Raw genomic sequence first — 18885 nt, forward strand, 5'->3', positions numbered from 1 at the left:
ACAGTGGAATTGTACTACGACGTATATTACCGGTCAACATTTTTCTTCCAATTCAGCCTCTATTCGACATTTACAGACAACTTCAATCTTTTTTTCGACAATGCGTTTTCCTAATTCCCATTTAATCACTGGATAAACTTTTAATCATGCTATATTTTTATTAAGAGGTTGTATGCAGATTGGGCAAACTGCGTGAAAGCGCAGGACGCAAAACCACGGGTCTAAAGATTCTTTCTATGATAGCCGGGTTGCCAACTCTCGCCTAAACCTAAATTAAAGGTGGATATTCCAGTGAGCACAAACAAAATCGGGTCCCATCTTGAATCACTCAGAATCGAACGCAAATTAAGTCTTAGAAAAGCTGCCGAAAAAAGCCGGTTAAGTCATGGCTATATTCGTGATGTCGAGCTGGGAGAAAAACGATGTAATGGAGAGGGATCCGAAATCATTCCCCGCCCTCAAACCCTTAGGAAATTCGCGGAAGCCTACGACGCTGACTTCAATGAATTAATGAGAATTGCTGGGCATGTTGACGATCCTCAGCATTCGCCAAACAAGCCTAATTGCATTATTGAAATCAGTCTTCATGATGTCCTGTATGTCCATGTTGACGAGAATAATCAAGTTCAAGTCCATCTTCTCGAACAAGTCTATTATGAAATTATGCATTTGCATGAGTACATGCTGCTTGAGGAGCGATTAGAGAACTCGGACTTTATTCGAGTTAATGTAGGTACCTATGTAAACCTAAGAAAGGTTTATTCTTATGATGAAAAAAATGGCCGTATCTATTTTGATCAAAGAAAGGCCGGTAAATTCGTCGAAATTGCATGGTTAAGGGCAAAGTTATTGAAAATGCCAATTGAGAATGCTGTTGCAAGTAATAATGAAAATTCGATCGAATATAAAATCGAAACTAATCAATCTCGTTCGTTATTCATTCGTTCAACAGAGGATTAGGAATTAGGACTACTGTATCTCAAGTCGATAGGATTCTACGAATAGTGTTAAGTTCTCAATGATAATCGAAGCTGTCACTAGGTAAAATGAAAATTCGTTTGGCAATATGATATAGAGGAATCCTAAAGATGATAAGAAGATTAAAATCGAAACATATAATTTACTTAATCCCTGTCCATGTTTGGCCATAATTCTCGGACTTGCTAAGAAGGTAAAATGAATTTTGTTTTTTATCAGTACATTACTCACAGTTGTTAATATGAATGTATTGATTAATTCTTCAACAACCCTGCTTGTAGGATCTCCATAATGAAAAGTTAATGACTGTACTAAGAAGCCAAGACCGCACGTAACGGCCGAGATCTGTATTGCATCTCTGATCTTTCTCCTTGACAAGTAAATTACTGTAACCACCATTGAGCAGATTATTATTGGCCCAATAGCTTTCATATTGTAGACATCAAAAGTGAATGTAGTTACAATCCCAAGGAACGTACACATATACCATATCTGCCTTGGGTTGATTTTGAAGCTGTATAGACTATATCCAATTCTAAGCAAGCTACTCCAACCCAGGATACAAAGAACTCCATATAAGGAGAACTCCATTACAATCCCCCTATTCCATGCATGTTAAGATCGTTATTTTTAATTAATAATAGTGTAATTATCGACTATTGAGATATGATCTTGAACAACTCTCTGATTTAACTTAATGGAATAAGGTATACTGCAGACTTCAACAGGATATCATTGTTGTATGTCAATTAATAATTCGATGTGATACTATATTAGTTAATTGAGTAACAATCGTAAAGGAGTGCAATGAGTTATGTCTATTGACTTTGAAATCGAAGGCACGCTACAGCCTTACTTGGAAAAAATGATCAGTAACTTGCCTAATGGCCCAAAATTGGTTATGCAGGCATTGTCCAAAAAGGATTATAATAAAGAGGATCTTTCTTTAAAAGCAAGAGTCAGAAGGGGCGAGCTAAACTTCGCCGTTTGTTGGCTTGAAGCTCTAGGGTTTGCTGAATTTAACTCCTCCGGCAGACAAAAATTATATAGTCTCACTCCTCTTGGCCTTGCTGCCTTTGAGAAATTCAATGAATTATTTATGGACATTACTGAGGATGAAGATGCTGATTAACATCAAATTCAACCATAATAAATAATGAAGCCGATGTCTTAGACATCGGCTTTTTTCAATGTTCATCCTGAGTTTCGAGCGGCATCAGCACGCTGGGCAAGTTTCTCTTCAAGATCGTTTAGTGCCCGATTCTTTGATGCCAATAGTGTCCCAGTTTTAACAATTGTTTCGTCTTCTACTACTTTAACTTTACCTTGAGCGACCTTTGGCGTTTCATCATCTTCACTATCCCATGCTGAACTCCTAATCATATTTGGACCAGTTTGCGACTCCTCTCCCCCACTGCTCGTTTCTTTAGCTGCTCTCTTCCCTTTTTCCTTTATCTGATCCAATCGATTTTTGGAACTCTCACTTCGGTCTGGCCCCCCACTTTTGGATAGAACTGTACGCTCTTTTGCTGAACCTACCATCTCGGAATTGCCGGGTTCTACATTTGGTTGACTTGATTCTTCAAGTGGCTCGAATAGTTTTCTTGGCAATGGATAAATCAGACCAATCACTGGTTCCATTCTTACGTTGTTGTGAACGCCTCTAAATAGACATTCACCTGGTTCACCTGTCTCTGGATTGTATCCTTTTAATCCTGTAATCTCGCTCGGCATTACTCGATAACGTTTCTCTTCCTTAAGCTGAGTTTTAAACCCCGTGACCGACATTTCATCGGTTCCGCTACTCTGGCCAATTTTATAATCCTCACCAATCATATCTGCATAATACTCTGCGTCCTCATTATCGAGGCCTGCCAAAATGAATTTCTGAACCGCATTTTGTTTAACCATTCCTCCGAGTCTTTCACTAACATCAGTCAATTGGACATTTCCTTGATGAATGACATTCACATACACTTCAAACTCACGTGCCATCTCCAGAAAAGTTGAAAATTCTTCATCTGCAAACATTTCGATCTCATCTACGGTCAGTTGATGCGGACGTACATTTTCAGTCAAATTTCTTCTGAAGGTACTTGCACGCAATAGATTTAGGAACAGCCTTCCTACAGTGTAGGTTAAAGTCTGCAACTTTCCATATGCACCATTTACTAAGATGACCTCACCATTACGTAACGCATCATCGATATTAAAAGTAGATTTACCACAGAAGATTCGTTGGACGTATTTGCTTTCTGTTAACTCACTTAGATAATCGTATAATCCCGAGTACGTTTGCATAGCATGTTCTTGCAACTTGCCCCCACTCGCCATGTTTCTTGTGTATTCAAGAAGCAATGGAACCTCTGTCTCACGTCCGATAAATTCAGACATGATCTCAGCTCGATAGTCATCATTTATCGGTTGAATCAGTCTATTCAAATGATTGTATGTGCAATCATTTCCCAAAACGATCTTTAGTGCCTTGATACCAATACGCAACAATTGCGTCGACCGACTTTTAAAATATTGTTCTGGATCCGGACCTAAATAGCCGTGAAAGGCAGAGACATTTGCCTCAATCATCGGTTCAATGTCTTCTCCTTCAGGCACAAAGAATGGGTTGAGGCAATCAGTCAATGAATACTCTGGATCTAGTCTTCTATATGGCCTACCGGTCCGATCCATGAAGTTTGCCATTCTTTTTATGAACGAACCTTTCGGCTCTAGAATTGTGGTACCCATAAAATCATTTAGAACATCTTGAGTAACGAGTGTAGTTGCAAGAAGCGTTTTACCAGCACCTGTTCCACCTATCGTTTGTTGATGCTGCGCCCGATCCCCTCTGTTAAGAACAATCAGTTCACTCCCTCGATATTTAGTAGGTACTGTATGAAAAAGTTCAAGTTTACACTCTTCAGAATAATATCTCAGATGACTTAATGAACCCTTCTTACTTAAGTCGATCTTCTCAAGTGTGGCAAAGCCTCCATTTAAGATCCCATCCCATTTACTTAATTTTAATTGACTAGAAGTGTTAATGTTGAGTGTTGATTCCTCAGCTGCTCTAGATAATTTATAAAACACTGTTGACCGTATGTTAATTTGCAATGTATAGAACAATGTCAATGCGACTGAACCAAAAAAGAGGATAAACGTAATGGTGAGCCCTTGCCATCCTTCTACATAGTGCATAATTATTTGCCCGGCTGCCAGTACACTTAGTGAATTTAAAAACGTTTGAATAACGGGCTTTGAATACTTACTTTTGAAAATAAGTGGGGATGAATAAATGATATGCCCTAAAAAGCATGAAATAAGGAGTGGAACCGCACGATAAAATACTGGCTCCCCGACCCCATAGAACAAATCCTGGTATTTACCCACTAACCACAAAAAACATAAAATTAAAATCGTCAGAACGCTTATTGCTTGCATGTTCCATATCGCGTTTTTATTTGCTGGATCCATTGCATATCGTCGCACCTGAATGAAAGTATTTTTGAACATGAACGCAATCACATGCCCTATTGCTGACAATATTCCTCCAATAACCATGCCTACGTATCTCAATTGTCCCGCTCCTTTTATCAGTATATTAATTTACTAGTATATTAATATATAACAATAATCCTTGTCATTGTTTGACTTCATTCCCTTGTGGCGCTATTCGCTCCACCTCTATTTGATAAGTATTTGTGGTGTACAAACTGTCGATCTTACACTTCTTGTATATAACATGTCGTATACTAAATGTAGTTTATTGAATACAAAATAAATATATGTAGTTCACTGATTATAGAATATACGCCACCTGTCTTAAACATCTAAAACACTGAATGTAGTCTGTATAATACTTGATAGGAACATATAGTGTACCGAATGTGAGATGTGAAAAACAACTTTTGCACATATTAACTACTTAAAATAGGATGTATAACATATAAAATAAACATGTTATAGACATAATGTCCTCATTGTAGTAATTATTGTAGATTTGTTGTCAACTGAATGTATTATGTTTTCTACAAGTAGCAGTTTTGGCTTGCTATTGCTTCGGTGTTTTACCGCTCATAAATCGGCTTGTCCACTACATGTGATGACATTATCGCTGTAATTGTGTATGATTGACGTACAAGTATTCTACAAATAAACCACAAGCTACTTGTGGTAGACATTTTATAGAGGAGGAGAGTCATTGGAGCTTGAAAAAGCGTGGAAAATTTCGGAATTTGCTAAATTGATAGAAGGCAATCATCACAATACAATCAATCAATGGTTCATTGCATTGGAAGAGAAGAGAATCCATTACGTTAATCGCATTCTTGGGGAAAAGGTTTATGACGAAAAAGACCTTGAAATCGGAAGATACATTAGTGAAGGTAGAGCCAAAAAGTATAACCTACAATTAATATTCGATCAGCTTCCAGATGTTTTTGAGTTACGACCATTTCCGTTAGATTGGGGAACAGGGGAGGGAGGATTAGTCGATCTCGAAGCCATAAGACGGCAAATGGAGGCTACCTTCGAAGAGAAGTTTCAGAAAGCCCAAATTGAAATTCGCAATGAGGTTGTATCCGCTGCTACACAACTCTTGGAAGAACATCGTAAATCGCTACCTGCACCGAAATCCGACGAAGAGATCCGCCTTGAAAAAATTAATGAAAAGATGTCTCGAATGAGAATTGAATGGAAATTAGAAGAAAAGGCCATTGAGGAATGGTCAAAGCTGCCGGAAAATGAACGAATGAAGCGCATTGGGTTCTTCAGAAAAGACGAGGATTTGGGAAAAAGGTCTACGTTTATCCGTCAGTATGTTCAAGAAAACATGGAGGCGGCTTTAAAAGAGGAATATGGTGTTAACTAGGGACGCACATGTTGCGTCTCTTTTCTTTATCACAAACAAGACGTTAACAACATGAGTTCATCATATGCACTTCTTATTAATTACATATATATAAAGGTAAACCAATATTGCACTCAAGTTTGTATAGAGGATCAATCTAATTATAATTTAATTAATCCTTAGTTATAACTTTATATTAATTGGTTTCAGCCAAAACGAGCAGAGGATTCATCATAATAGCCCTGGTAGTTTAATATCAGAGAGATTAGACAAAAAACGTTACGTTGTTCAAACCGATGGGCCGCTGCTAAACGCTTTTTACCAACTTTCGTTCAGGTGAAGATAGACGATGTGAGTCGCCATCGCTTCAACGTTGACGGCCGCATAACCAAAACGAATAGAACAGAGAATGAGCCCAGAGCACATATCATCAAGGGAATCCGTAACAGATATCAATACCGGCGGCAATGCCCTAAATATGACGCCCGCGAAACTAGCTATTGAGCTCACAGTTTTATCAGCGAGAGTCCGACACGACTATCAGTACCAGCCACAGTGCCTTATTAGTTGTGCGGCTGTAGAACTGAACATAGATCTCACGGTTGTATCAACAGGGAGACAATATGTTCGTGACAGATGCCAGGACTTAAACTTAAAGGCCATTACGATGTCCATTACGACGAAACTAAGTGTAGGGCTTTGACAAAGGAGGGAGGAAACAGCGGAAAGAGGCAGAGGCGTTGAACGGCGTATACCTTCGCTGCAATGAACACGATCACGGTACCTGTAAACCAAGTTTGGATCTGAGCAATTGAGCGCACGATATATACCAGATAGGAGTCATTCTAGGTTCGCAACGCATGCCAGCAAATTTACAAGGCCATTATGATCCCGCTGCGAAATAAGAAGATGACGACTGAGCCATTCGTTCTTTAACAGGGGAGAGATACTCCGCTACGCATCCTTCGCTTTAACATTCACCGCACACTACTGGTCACTCCATTGATGATTTTTGAGTACGCTGTAAGCGCACAGGCAGTCTCGCTACGAGCTACGCGAAACCGAACATATAATCCCCATAAAGTAATAGAAGAACCCAACATCACTGAAGTGCACACTTGGATAAACATCCTCGTGTTATGCCGATGAAAACGATAGGGGTTTTTTATAGCGATAATGGGTCGGCCATTTAACGTATAACCTGGAGACAAAGAAGAAAGCGATTGAACTGGGATTGCAAGGGATGACGAAGCAGAAGGTGGCGGAGGAAAGAATCGTCGATGTGGGCCGACTGAGGGCGTGGATGCTCCATACAACCAGATGGAGGGAGGAGTTAGGACTCTTAGATACACGGGGGAAACGAGAAACATTCCAAATATGGATCGCTATGTTCGAAGGGTGGAAATGGAGAATGCCGTCCTCGATACGTTTTCAAAAGCGTTTGAAAAAGAGAAAGACGTGACGGGGCTGATCGTTCACAGCGACCAAGGGATCCGCGTACACGTCCTACGACTACCTCGACATGCTGCCATTTGTTGGCGCCGGAAAGCTTTTTCTATCATCTTAAGAGCGAAGGATTCTTACCTTAACATATCCGATCCTTCAAGAAAGCACAAAGCTAATTGAAACGTACATACACTTTTACAAACGATCTTAACGAAAGTAAAACAAACTGACTTCGGTGAAGTACCGAAATCAGTTTACAGGGTAGGGTTTTATTTCATTGTCGACGAAACGGGGTGTTGACCAATCATTGGGGATCCTTTATTCAGTTTGCATATGAACTCGTAACGTCTGCACCAAAAACTTTCTTTGCCGGTCTTGGGCTTGATCCTGGTGCAACCGTCTGTTTGTCAATCGGGGTATTGTCCGAGCTTTTAGGTTCAAAATCATTTTTTATCACAGAGTCATCATTGCCTGTAACAAGATCCGTGCCTTCAGAAAGTTCATGCTCATGAAGTGAGAACGTATCGACAGCACTCACGTCAGGGTCAGTAGTAAGTCGTGTGATGCGTTCCGCAGAAGTTATCTCTTGTTCCTTTAAATCCGGTTGCAGGTCAATTTGAGTAGCCCCGGGTCCTGATAACACGTTCATGGATTTCAGCGTTTCAACCGTACGATGTTGTGGAATAAAATGCTGCAGATTCCTTAGACCGTTTTCAGCGATTTCTTTTTGTATCAGATAACGGATTGAATCACTATACACGCTTTGCAGATTCAACCATTGTAAGACGCTGGTTTCTTCATCTTCACGCAGTTTCATGACTATTGGTTTACCGGGGACCGCTTTTGTTTTTGTTTTTTTCAAAAAGTTCACCCCCAAGTGAAATCGTTATGATCATGATACTTATTGCTCTTTAGCAGCTGCAATTTGCTTTTTGGTTTTTTCTGCGATCGGAGCTGCTACAGTAACTGCTTGGGATTTTAACGCCTTATAAATATCGCTGTGAACAAAGAAATCAAGGCCTTCGGCATTTAACGTCACAGCATATTTAGCTGGGACGTAGAAGAGCTGAATTCGGGAATCGTCACAAAGCTGCTTCAGTTTTGGTTCCAGGTAATCTCGCATCAAGATGCTTCCACCGCCATAAACAGGAACGATGTCGATTTCATTTGCACCGATTTTCAGAATTTGATCTGCAATGTGCTTGAGGATTTGATTGACCTGATTTTCACAGTGCGGCCTGAATGCTGATAGAGCCTCTGGCAAGAACTTATGTTTCCGACCGGAATATTGGCTTCTCAGGATATCACTGTATTGTTGACGAGAGAGAGAATTAAAAACATGAGGTGCAAGATCCAGAAGATCATCGATCGAATCTGCAATAGCATGTCCAACACCGTGATTTACACCACTGCAAAAATCCTTATCGACCGAATCTCCTCTTGTAAATGGGTCATCGAGCGTTCCGTCACCCAGGTCAACGTGAAGAAGGTTTTTTCCATCAAGATAGCTGCCATCCGTATCGGCAGGGAGGTCATAGATTTTCGCGAATTCAGTGAACAGATCATTCTCGTTAGAAGCTGGGTTATAGCCGCCAGTTCGCCAATCACCGTTTTGGTCCATCTGTAATGCAAAGACCGGTGGCGTTCCTTCTTGAAGAATATGAACGTATTCAAACTTAATTTTAACGTCCACTTTCTTCGTCAAACCAAGATGGACGGAAACTGTATGTGTATCGTCCATGAATTTTTTCTTCATGGTATCAATATTTGTTGGCATGTGCTGTTTAACTGGGAGAGCAGTAGCCATATCAACGGTCAATTCAATTTCGTTAACATTTGCTCCACTCCGGTTTGCTTCTTCAACAGCTTGTGCTGCCAATACGGCCAAGGAGCTAACGTATGGAACCTCTTGATCAGATTTGGCGTTGTTGCCCTTTACATACAAGCTTGTGACGTTTTCGCCATATGTCTTCAGAGCATGACGGCCGACCGCATACATATTCGTCCGAACAGCGCCAGAGATGATTGACACTACCATGTTATCGTAAATGTTCGAGAGGTTTTTCTTTACATCTAAATCATCATCAGACCAAGGATTTTTGCCAGCTACAGCAAAAACATTTGGTTGAGCAATCAAGACTCCATTTACGTAAGCATCTAATTCAGAGTTACCAAAATCAAAACCTGCATTAGAGTGGAGTTTCAGTTTCATTCTATTTCCTCCCGAGGATAAAATATCATTCTGTCAAAATTGTATTCCTTTTTTAAATCAGAGTCAAACTAAATGAGTATGAAGGTAAAACAGAGTTATAACGTTATTTATATCCGGTATTAATGAGTAATTGTCTCTCTCCCGCAATCCTTGCTTCGTCATTGAGGCTCATAGTCCACGGTCATAATTCCACAATTCCACTTTTCCGACTAATTCGTTGCCGAACCAAGGCGCCTATATTAAGATAATTTCTGAAGCTGGAATATCCATACAAGTTTTATCCAAGGAGGCTTACCACCTGTAAGAGAGGAGGGCTCATTTTTTTAATCATCTGACAATTTTATAAGGTTCCAATGTATTTCAATATCTCAATCAGAATGAGTCTACACCGTGTTTAATAATGCGTTTCGTCCTTGCTTACACAATAAAGGTTTTATCGTGCAGAACATTGCAGCCATTAATCTTAATGATCTTCTCAAAAACGTAGCTATCTCAAATACTCACCCGAGTCATGAAATCACGACTAATACGAAATGTTTGTGGTATGAAAATGACTTCCGTCGCCATGAATCCGAAAGGAGTGGAGGCCTTTGAAGGGAGCACTGGAACATGTCCCTACAAGTGGAGAAGGTAAGAAACGAAAGGTTCGTACGCCTGGTGAATCGTCGTTTGGTTCTGTTGTTGATCGATTAAGTTCGAGAGATTGGCGGTTCCTAATCGATCTCTACATTTGCAGATGCATGCCAATCTCGGTTGCAGTTGAACACTACTTCTGGAGTAACCCAGTGGATGATCCGGATTATGCCAGATCCTCAAGAGATAAACAGGAGGAGATGCATGCTAAAAGTTTGAAATCAGCCAAACTTCGAACACAACGGAAACTCTTTGATCTTTACGCTAAGGGTGTTTTGGAAAAGTCTAATGCACTTCCCGATGAACTAGATAAAGCGCCTAAACTTAGGACGAGGGTGAAAGGGGAGACTTGGTATTATTTGACCACCCGGGGACTACGACTTGTAGAGATGAGAATTGGCGTATTAGAGGAGTCCAAGCTCTCGAAACTTGAGCTCGATCTAGAACGGGCAAAGAAGGAACACTTCTGGGAGCTGGCCAAAGTGTATCTTGAACTGAAATACAAGCAGTTGGAGCAAATCGGTGCGAAGCAATTTATCGATTGGGATTGGTATCCCTCACTTTCGATCTTGGGAAACAAGGACTTTTATATCGAGGTGCGACCAGATGCTGTCTTTAGATTGGACGAGCAAGTGTTTTACATCGAACTCGACCGATCTACAGAACCCGTGCAGCGATCTCCATTCGTCAGCGCCAGGAACCAGCAGGTATCGATTGAAAACAAGCTGCAGCGCTACAAGCAAGTCATGCATTATAAGGATGCGCCCCTTATCCAAAAGAACGGCATAATTGCCTTTATAGTCCCAGAAGCGAGATATGAGGCTCGTCTGAATAACATTAGAGCGGCAGCAAAGACGGTATTTAAGGGATTCGATACGCAAGTATTCGTTGGCCGCACCATTGGCGATGTATTATCGCAACGATTCGCCGCGGCAGGGAGGAAGGATGGTTAAGTGCATATAAACAAAGTGAAGACGTAACAGAATAAGTTTATGGATTTATTAAGCCTACAAATTTACCAATAGTCATATATTAATTAGTATAGTGATATGTTATATTATTGATCATCTAATAAGCTGATTTCTATTCTGAGAGGAGGTGAGCGATTGCGTAAAAACATGAAGGTCGTCTTCATAAGTGTTGGAGCGTTACTTGCCTTAATCATGGCGGTGCTAATGATTCGGGATCCGGCACCAAGGGATGAACAACATTCCACGAAAATTGAAAGACCAGTGACAACGTCAAAGCCCGCTCCTGAGGACGGTACCCCCAAAGAAATGGACGGTTCACATCAGTTCGTTGCCGGAATCATAGATGATGCATCCCATGCTGTAGCTGACAAAGCACCAGGTGTCTGGAGCCGAATGGTGGATTATTGGAACTGGTTGATGGAGTTTGACGCTAAATATGCAATTATATTAATTCTCGTGGGAGTGATGGTCGTAGGCGTCCTCATCAACGGTAATAACGCGAGCAAGAGCAAACGAAAAACACACTAGGTAGGTGATAAAGGTTTGCCGTTATTAAAGAAAAAGAATACGACCGATGACGATTCATCGGAGGAGAAACAAGAACTCAAGAAAAAGAAACAACTTAAGCCGAAGAAAGACAAATCAATCAGGCCGCGAGCGCCAAAAGCAATGGCCGGTAAGAAAGTTTTACGCATGTTCTTTTGGGTATTCGCAAGCCTGCTGCTCTTGAAAGGTGCTATCGCTTTTGCGCAAGGTAACCGGACAGTTAATCAGACAATCGTTGAAGGAAACACAACACCTGTCATCACGGATTCTGTTAAGGGCTTTGCGGCTGACTTCGCGACGGAATACTTCTCTTGGGATGCAAAATTCGTTAACGACCGGACAACGCGACTAGCCAGCTTTATTAAGGGGATTGATCCTGCTATGGGATTAAATAGTCTTGACGTTAAAGGTTCAAGCAAAGTCACCTCCGCCGAAATATATGACACCCATCAACTTGATGCAAATCATGTGGATGTAACGGTTGTGGTTTGGCGTGACGTTCAACAACTCCCGGATCAATTGCTCGATGCACAAGGAAAAGCGGGGATGCCGCCCATCTTGAAAAAGAAGTCGTACATGGTTGTCCCCGTTACGTTGGCGCAGGAAGGACCCGTCATACAATCCTACCCACGATTCGTTTCTGAACAACCAAGAGGGGAGACGGTAGACGACACGTCGACGGGAAAGCTAGTCGGAAACGAAGAGCTAGTAGTGAAAAGCAAGGAGCTCGCTGATAGTTACTTACGGTCATGGTATGAAGGGAATGCGGGCCAGCTTCGTTACTTCTACTCGGACAGTGTCAAAGCGCCAAATGAAATGAAAAAGTCCGAATTCACGTATCAAAGCCTCGATAAGCTGTCTGTGTATGAGCTGCCGTCTGGGCTAGGCGAGCTGACAAAGTACCGAATCGAGGTGAGTGTTCTGGTAAATAGCGATATGGGTGAACCTTTCGTTAACTCCTGGAACCTTGAGGTCGTTCAACAAGAGGGACGCTTGTATGTGCTCTCAGATGGCATCACGCCTACAACAGATTCGCTAAGTCATACCGCCGAGAAGGATCCTCCTGCTTCTGAGGATCGGGATGATGCATCCAGTGACAACCTAGATGGACCAACAACAGACGGATAGTTGTATATTAGTATATTGATTAATATGTATTGATGAATCGAAGGGAGATCCAAAAGAATGAAACCCACTAAAGCACAATTAGCTCTCCGTGTTGTCGTGCTTTCCTTAACGATCTTTGTCATTATTGCTCCTGTAGCATTTGCTGAAACGCCGGGAGAAAAGCTGGGGCGTTCCATTACCACGAACGTTAACGCCCTAATTCCGGCGGTTCTCGGCATTATTGCGGTCTTTTTCCTGATTAGTCGTGACTGGTTCAAGATGATTAGCGCATTTGCCATCGCATTGGTTGTAGCTGTTTTTATGAACTGGACCTGGGTAGGGAATATCGCTACAAAACTCTACAACGCCTTCATCGCTTAAGCCATGACCGAGAAGAACGAAACGCCCCGTGTCACCGTTTCAAATTATACGCGGATTTGGAACCTTGATTTTGTCATTTACGCGGTAGAAGGGAAGAAGCTGCCGGTTCCTGCCAATCTGAAGGTCGTCGGTATCTTCTTCGTATGCGAGTTCATTTTCTGGATGCTTGGAAAAACCATCTTCTTCTTTCTGCCATTTGCGTACAACCATATTCTGTTCCCAATCGGAGCCACCTGGCTCATCGCAAAGCAGAAGCTGGATGGAAAGGCACCACACAAATGGCTGCTGGGAATGATCTTCTACTGGATGCGCCCTAAGCGGCTCCATCGGTACCGGAAATTCGAGCACTTAAAGCGTTATACGTACGGAAGCAAGGTTGTGTATCGCAAGGAGAGGGAGCGTGCTTAGCGCGCTCCTCTTTCTACTAGGAGGTTTGGACATTGGCGATAACCGTTAAAAAAAAAGTCAGCAAGGTGAACATCGAATTCCCGATTGGTTACTTTGAGGGGAATCTCATCTTTAATCACGATAAATCCGTATGGGCCATCTATGAAATTGATACATTCGTTTATGATCACCTAAGTGATCAGCAAAAAATTGATAAACTGATTGCGCATACCTCATTTCTAACGCTGCTCACCGATCGTTTTCACATTCTATGGCTGCCACGCACCCATGACATAACCGAACACCACAGCCGCCTCAAAGAACGGCTTCAAGGCCCATTAAGAAATTGGGGCAAAAAATTCATTAACACCCTGGACATTTATTTAAACGAACGATATAACGCGGTATCCGGAACCAACAATGCGGATTACCGTGCCTTTATTGCCGTTTACCTCCCCAAAAACGAAGCGAAGGACCTCGTGGATCAACTGGGGACCATTGCAAGCGAAGTGAAGAAACTTCTTTTACATCCGAAGCGAACAATTGAACATTTTGCCGGCCTCAATGAACCGGAGGTTTTTGAACACGAGTGGCAGGCCTACACCATCAAAGAGAGGCAAATCTTTGATCGTCTCTCGCGAAAACTGAAAGTCGAGCGGGTCGACCACGAAAAAATCGAATGGTTGATTAAGCGAAATTTCTGGTGGGGGATCGCGGAGCCTACCCTTCGTTCATCCGACATCGATGGCTGGAGTCCGAAGAAGACAAAAGGGCTGCGAGGCGGACTTAAAACCTTCCTATACGATCCCCGCCAAGTCCTTACGCTCACCGAAGGTGACATCGATACCAGCCGTGCACGCCGGGTTACGATAACCCAGCCATATGATGGAGAGGACAAGAAAATTCATCATGCGTACCTTGCACTCTCCGATCTTCCGGACAATATGGACCACCCTGGCAGCGAATGGCTGTACAGCGCCGCAACCTTACCGTTTCCGGTTCAAATGAGTATTAAAGTCGACGTCCTGGAGTCCAGGGATGCCATCAAGAAGCTCAGTCGCAAGAAAATGGATATCGACAACCAGGTCAAAAACATCAACGAAGCCAATGCTCAGGTTCCGCTTGATCTTCAAGAAAAACAAGAAAAGGCGTTGTACTTGGAGGATGAGTACAAGAAGCGAAAGAACCCTACGTTCGTTACGCATGTCTCGTTTGGGCTGTACCATGCCGACCTCAATATGCTGAAAAGTAACGTGAAGATCTTCCAGGACCACTTCCGCGATATGGGCAACATTCAAATTGAATTGCCCGCCGGCGACCAGTGGCTCTTATTCAACGACTTTATCCCGGGTTCTCCCCGTTACGTATCGGATTATATTCAACGGATACCGCCTGAGACGCTTGCTGCCGGCATGATTGGGGCCACTCAAAGCTTGGGAGACGGGAAAGGACTTTATATTGGCACAACCGGATCGAACCAAAATCCGGTCTATGTGGATCTCCGTCATGCCAGTCAGATTAACCGCTCGCCTTCGTTTAGCATTACAGGTACATTGGGCGGTGGTAAATCGGTACTCTTGAACTTGCTTGGCTATCAAAACACGATTAACGGCGGCAAGACCCTGATGTTCGATCCGAAAGGGGAACGATCGCATTGGCCGGATATGCTGCCCGAACTTAAAGGTCACATTCAAGTCGCCACCCTATCATCGGCACCCGAGGATGTCGGTAAACTCGACCCGTTCGTCATGCTGAAGAACATCGAAGACGCTAAAGAAGCCGCCATGGACATCCTGGCCTATCTCAGTTCGGTCAAGACGGACACGATCGGATACAGTTACATTTCCCAGTCGGTTATGCGCGTCGCCTCTGAGCCTAAGCCCTATCTCACAAAATGCATTGATGTCCTTCGTACGATGGGGGAAACGCGTCACGAGGCGGCAGTCATTGCGGAAGTTCTGCATAGCTTTGCAGACCTGTCATTCGCAAAGCTGCTCTTCGGCAAGGGCGACCATAAATCGATCAACATGGATTTCGCGATGAATATTCTCCAGGTTCAGAACTTGAAGATGCCACCCGTCGAGAAATCGCCGGCCAACTATTCCTTAATCGAGAAAATGTCGATCGCGACCATGTACTCGATTGGTAGTTTCATGGATTCCTTTATCTATTTCGACCGAGGCGTCTTCACGCTTGCCAATATGGACGAAGCCTGGGCCATTCTAGCCACGCAAATAGGCAAGGAAATGGCGAACCGCGTCATCCGGACGGGACGCTCCTTGAATGGTGGCCTTGGCATTGCAACGCAGAATGCGACCGATATGGCCGGTGACCTCGCTGGGAATATCGGGATGAAATTCGCCTTTCGGGATCAAGACACGGAGAAAATAAAAAACACATTAGCTTATTTCGGCTTAGAACGCACGCAGGACAACATTGATCTGATTCGAAGCCTGGAGAACGGGCAATGCCTCATGCAGGACATCTATGGGCGTGTTGGCGTGCTTTCGGTCGATGTGGTGTTTCAGCATCTCTTCGATTGTTTCGATACGAGACCGCCTGAACGAGCGGAGGAAGAAGAGGTGCCCGTAGAGGAACATGAATTCTCCATCCTAGAGCGATTTGCGCTGTATCAAGCGGAGGCAGCAGTGGGAGGGGAGGATCCACATGATCTCGATGATGCAGATGCCGAGGATTCGGATGATTAGCCCCCGTTCGCGCTTTATCCTTAGCATCGTACTGACGCTTCTCCTTGCATTCGTAGTATCCGCAACGGTCGTGTCCGCGGATGCGATGGACGAAATGATACCCAAAGATACATCGACCGGCACGTTATACAACACATACCCGTCCTCTCATTATTCGTTTCAAACGGTTTCCCCCGAACGGCATTTCTGGCAGATTGGCGCGAAGGCTAATGATAGTGTCAGTCGCATCTACGATCAGATGCTGTCCGGGGGCTTTTTAATTGGGGTTCAAATCACCCGCTTCTTCAATTTTATAGCTCGAGAGGCGTTTACCTTTTCCTACATGAATAGCCTTATCGACGGTACAGAGGGGATCATTCAAAATGTCTCCGGCATCAGTCATGGCACCCTCGGAAACGGCCTTTGGAGCGGGATGTTTGGCGTCTTTGCATCGATTACGTTGCTTGCCGTGCTCTGGCAAATCGTCCGATTCAGGTTTCTGGATTCTCTGCAGACGATGGTCTCCTTTCTCATTGCCCTTGTCGTTGCATTGGCCTCCTTTTCACAGGCAGGAACCTTTCTAAAATTCTTGAATGACACGGGCAACGAGGTGGCCGCCTCGATGTATGCCGGGCTGGCCAAACCAGGCGGCTTGAGCTCATCCACCACGACAGGCGTCGAAGCGATTAGTGAACAAATCTGGATGGAGCTTGTCATGAAGCCGTATGGCATGCTGCAATTCGACGACGCGACGGCCTACGAGACGCATACGACGGAAGTCGATAAGGTCCTGAGATCGCAGCCTTGGTCAGACGATCGAGACGTAGCCTTAAAAGCGGCGGAAACAGATTTTCCTGCGGTTAACGATGTGCGTTCAGACGAGCAGATGATTGTCCTATTATGTAATGCGGTGTTCGGCACTATCATTATCGGCCTATTAAGCTTTTGGTCGCTTGCCACGATCTATGCTCGGCTAAAACTGCTGATTCACGCCATGGTCATGGCGGTCACACTGCTCGCTTCCCTGTTGCCTGGGAGGGAAGCAGGACTGTCCGTGGTTCGCTCTCAATTTCTCAAATTAATTGGTCTCATGCTCATGTGCGTATTCACCATGTTCTTTCTTGATTTATCGTTGGTGGTCGGGCATATGGTCTATAACCTGGCCGCCGTAAAGGCGAAAGCGGGATGGTTCGCGGGCATGCTGCTCGAGTCCGTTGTCATCTTTGTCGTCTTTAAATACAAGGATGAAATCGGATCCGTCTTCTCCAAAGCCGCCGGCCATATCCCATTGCCGGCGAAAGCAAAGTCTGCAGTGGTAGATGCTGTTCAGCGTAATGTGACTCGCTCCCTCTATAACAAAGGTCTCTCCAAAGTAACCGGCATGTTCAATAAGCAGGAGATTGAAGGGGTGCCGAGCACGTTTAATCCGAGCGCCCTGTCCAAGTCGAACGAAAACCTGAATGACGCGACCACGGCGAGCATGCAGCTGCGCTACCAGCGAGAAAGGGAAGCCGCCGAGCAGCTCGCCATTGAGTCGGGGCAGCCCGTGCAATATACGCCATTTGTATCGAGCGTCAACGCGAACCTCCGGACCAATACGAAGAATCCTTTCCGTGGGATGGACAAGGAGTGGAAGGAGGAGAAAGGAAGATTGTCCGCGGTTCAAAAAGATGGGGGAGACGTGCGCCAAGCCATTCTCTCGCAGGGTATTTCCGAGGATATGAACGACCAGCAAGTGGCGGCGACGATGTATGCCAACGAGAACGCGATACGCCAGGCATCCACCTTCATGGTCAACCGCCCGAAGGCGGTTGTTGGACAGTTGCAGCGGGCAGGTACGCTGAACACGAACCGCAAACTGGAGACCAGCGTGAACGATTTCGTTATGGTGGAGCTGTTCCAGCGTTATAAAGTGGAGTATAAAACGGCGATTGACACCTCGGCGGCCAAGGGAGCGTCCGTCAATCATACCGAATTTGTAAAGAAGATGGACGAGCGTTTCCTGGAAGCCGGATTAACGAACACAAATCAAATCAACCAGGTGATGACGACACGAAAGGGCCGGATTTCGTACGCTTGGCAGTTTGAATCGATGCCGGAGTTCGGAAAGAAAAAAGACGACTTGCTTCGGGCGAATGAGGCATTCCGAATCGCAACGGGAACCGTGGAGGAGGTGCATCAACCCGTTGCACCGATTCGTAATGCTGCTCCGACTAGCACAGCGTCTATCTTGAAAAACGCCCCAGCGCTGCCTACAGCGACATCTAGACGCGAGGCGCCAATGGCGCTAACGACCAACCCGGTGGTGCAAAACAAGCTCGATATGAGCCAGGTAAAGCTTCCTAACGAACTGAAGAAGTCCATGAACGCCGCGCAAGAAAAGCTGTCGAAAACCGCGCGCATGGAAGTGGGAGATCGGCTTGAGCTGAATGCCCAGAAGAACGTACATGTGTTCTCGACGTTAAAGCAGCGTGTGTCGCCCGAGGTATCCACCAACCTATCCCATCTAAATCAAGAACTCGAAGTCATGCAGCGGGCAAAGGTAGGGAAGCAACAGGCGAGTGTAACGGAGGACACGAATCAAGTCGTAAAGAAAAACATGAAGACAGCGCAGCAAACCAGAAAGAACCTGCAGCGCCCCGTTGTGGAATAGGGTCTGCACATTGGTTTCTCTTAAACTACCTCGGTTAG

At 44.2% G+C, this 18885-nt stretch carries 13 protein-coding genes and 1 riboswitch; of the genes, 10 read left to right on the forward strand and 3 right to left on the reverse strand.

What is annotated here, in order from left to right:
- Positions 1 to 172: 172 nt before the first annotated feature.
- A riboswitch (cyclic di-GMP riboswitch) is annotated at positions 173 to 256 on the forward strand.
- A gap of 35 nt (positions 257 to 291) precedes the next feature.
- Together BMZ79_RS29585 and BMZ79_RS29590 are read left to right on the forward strand one after the other, a co-directional pair.
- A complete protein-coding gene (locus BMZ79_RS29585) occupies positions 292 to 960 on the forward strand; it encodes a LytTR family transcriptional regulator DNA-binding domain-containing protein (RefSeq protein ID WP_177222412.1) in 669 nt (222 codons plus the stop codon).
- Positions 961 to 1792: 832 nt separating this feature from the next.
- Positions 1793 to 2110 carry a hypothetical protein gene (locus tag BMZ79_RS29590; protein ID WP_090647748.1) on the forward strand — a complete coding sequence of 106 codons (318 nt, stop codon included), beginning with the start codon at positions 1793 to 1795 and terminating at the stop codon, positions 2108 to 2110.
- Between the two features lie 62 nt (positions 2111 to 2172).
- Here the strand turns inward: BMZ79_RS29590 and BMZ79_RS33950 are convergent, their stop codons facing one another.
- The gene (locus BMZ79_RS33950) at positions 2173 to 4551 is read right to left on the reverse strand and encodes a type IV secretory system conjugative DNA transfer family protein (RefSeq protein ID WP_256253222.1); all 2379 of its coding nucleotides are present in this window, start codon (positions 4549 to 4551) and stop codon (positions 2173 to 2175) included.
- A 625-nt stretch (positions 4552 to 5176) separates the two neighbouring features.
- Between BMZ79_RS33950 and BMZ79_RS29600 the strand changes: the two genes are divergently transcribed.
- Positions 5177 to 5845 carry a hypothetical protein gene (locus tag BMZ79_RS29600; RefSeq protein WP_090647753.1) on the forward strand — a complete coding sequence of 223 codons (669 nt, stop codon included), beginning with the start codon at positions 5177 to 5179 and terminating at the stop codon, positions 5843 to 5845.
- A 1747-nt stretch (positions 5846 to 7592) separates the two neighbouring features.
- Here BMZ79_RS29600 and BMZ79_RS33955 read toward each other — a convergent pair.
- Positions 7593 to 8132 carry a hypothetical protein gene (locus BMZ79_RS33955; RefSeq protein ID WP_143089159.1) on the reverse strand — a complete coding sequence of 180 codons (540 nt, stop codon included), beginning with the start codon at positions 8130 to 8132 and terminating at the stop codon, positions 7593 to 7595.
- A gap of 39 nt (positions 8133 to 8171) precedes the next feature.
- Positions 8172 to 9482 (reverse strand): ParM/StbA family protein, encoded by a 1311-nt coding sequence (locus BMZ79_RS29610; RefSeq protein ID WP_177222413.1) that lies wholly within the window; start codon positions 9480 to 9482, stop codon positions 8172 to 8174.
- A 590-nt stretch (positions 9483 to 10072) separates the two neighbouring features.
- Here BMZ79_RS29610 and BMZ79_RS29615 point away from each other — a divergent pair.
- The 7 genes from BMZ79_RS29615 to BMZ79_RS29645 all read left to right on the forward strand — a co-directional run bounded on the left by BMZ79_RS29615 (position 10073) and on the right by BMZ79_RS29645 (position 18847).
- Positions 10073 to 11068, forward strand: a complete 996-nt coding sequence (locus BMZ79_RS29615; RefSeq protein ID WP_090647755.1) for a replication-relaxation family protein — start codon at positions 10073 to 10075, stop codon at positions 11066 to 11068.
- A 153-nt stretch (positions 11069 to 11221) separates the two neighbouring features.
- The gene (locus BMZ79_RS29620; RefSeq protein ID WP_090647758.1) at positions 11222 to 11614 is read left to right on the forward strand and encodes a hypothetical protein; all 393 of its coding nucleotides are present in this window, start codon (positions 11222 to 11224) and stop codon (positions 11612 to 11614) included.
- A 15-nt stretch (positions 11615 to 11629) separates the two neighbouring features.
- Complete coding sequence (locus tag BMZ79_RS29625; protein WP_090647760.1) at positions 11630 to 12760, forward strand: conjugal transfer protein; 1131 nt, start codon at positions 11630 to 11632, stop codon at positions 12758 to 12760.
- A gap of 57 nt (positions 12761 to 12817) precedes the next feature.
- Positions 12818 to 13120, forward strand: coding sequence for a hypothetical protein (locus tag BMZ79_RS29630; protein WP_090647763.1), 303 nt, complete (start codon positions 12818 to 12820; stop codon positions 13118 to 13120).
- 3 nt (positions 13121 to 13123) lie between these two features.
- Complete coding sequence (locus tag BMZ79_RS29635; protein WP_090647765.1) at positions 13124 to 13528, forward strand: TcpE family conjugal transfer membrane protein; 405 nt, start codon at positions 13124 to 13126, stop codon at positions 13526 to 13528.
- Between the two features lie 32 nt (positions 13529 to 13560).
- The gene (locus tag BMZ79_RS29640) at positions 13561 to 16215 is read left to right on the forward strand and encodes an ATP-binding protein (protein WP_090647768.1); all 2655 of its coding nucleotides are present in this window, start codon (positions 13561 to 13563) and stop codon (positions 16213 to 16215) included.
- Positions 16175 to 18847, forward strand: coding sequence for a CD3337/EF1877 family mobilome membrane protein (locus BMZ79_RS29645; RefSeq protein WP_256253223.1), 2673 nt, complete (start codon positions 16175 to 16177; stop codon positions 18845 to 18847). The genes BMZ79_RS29640 and BMZ79_RS29645 overlap by 41 nt, the downstream gene beginning before the upstream one ends.
- The last annotated feature ends 38 nt before the right edge of the window (positions 18848 to 18885 follow it).

The organism is Paenibacillus sp. UNC496MF, assembly GCF_900113915.1.
In the GTDB taxonomy this organism is placed as follows: Bacteria; Bacillota; Bacilli; order Paenibacillales; family Paenibacillaceae; genus Paenibacillus_Z; species Paenibacillus_Z artemisiicola.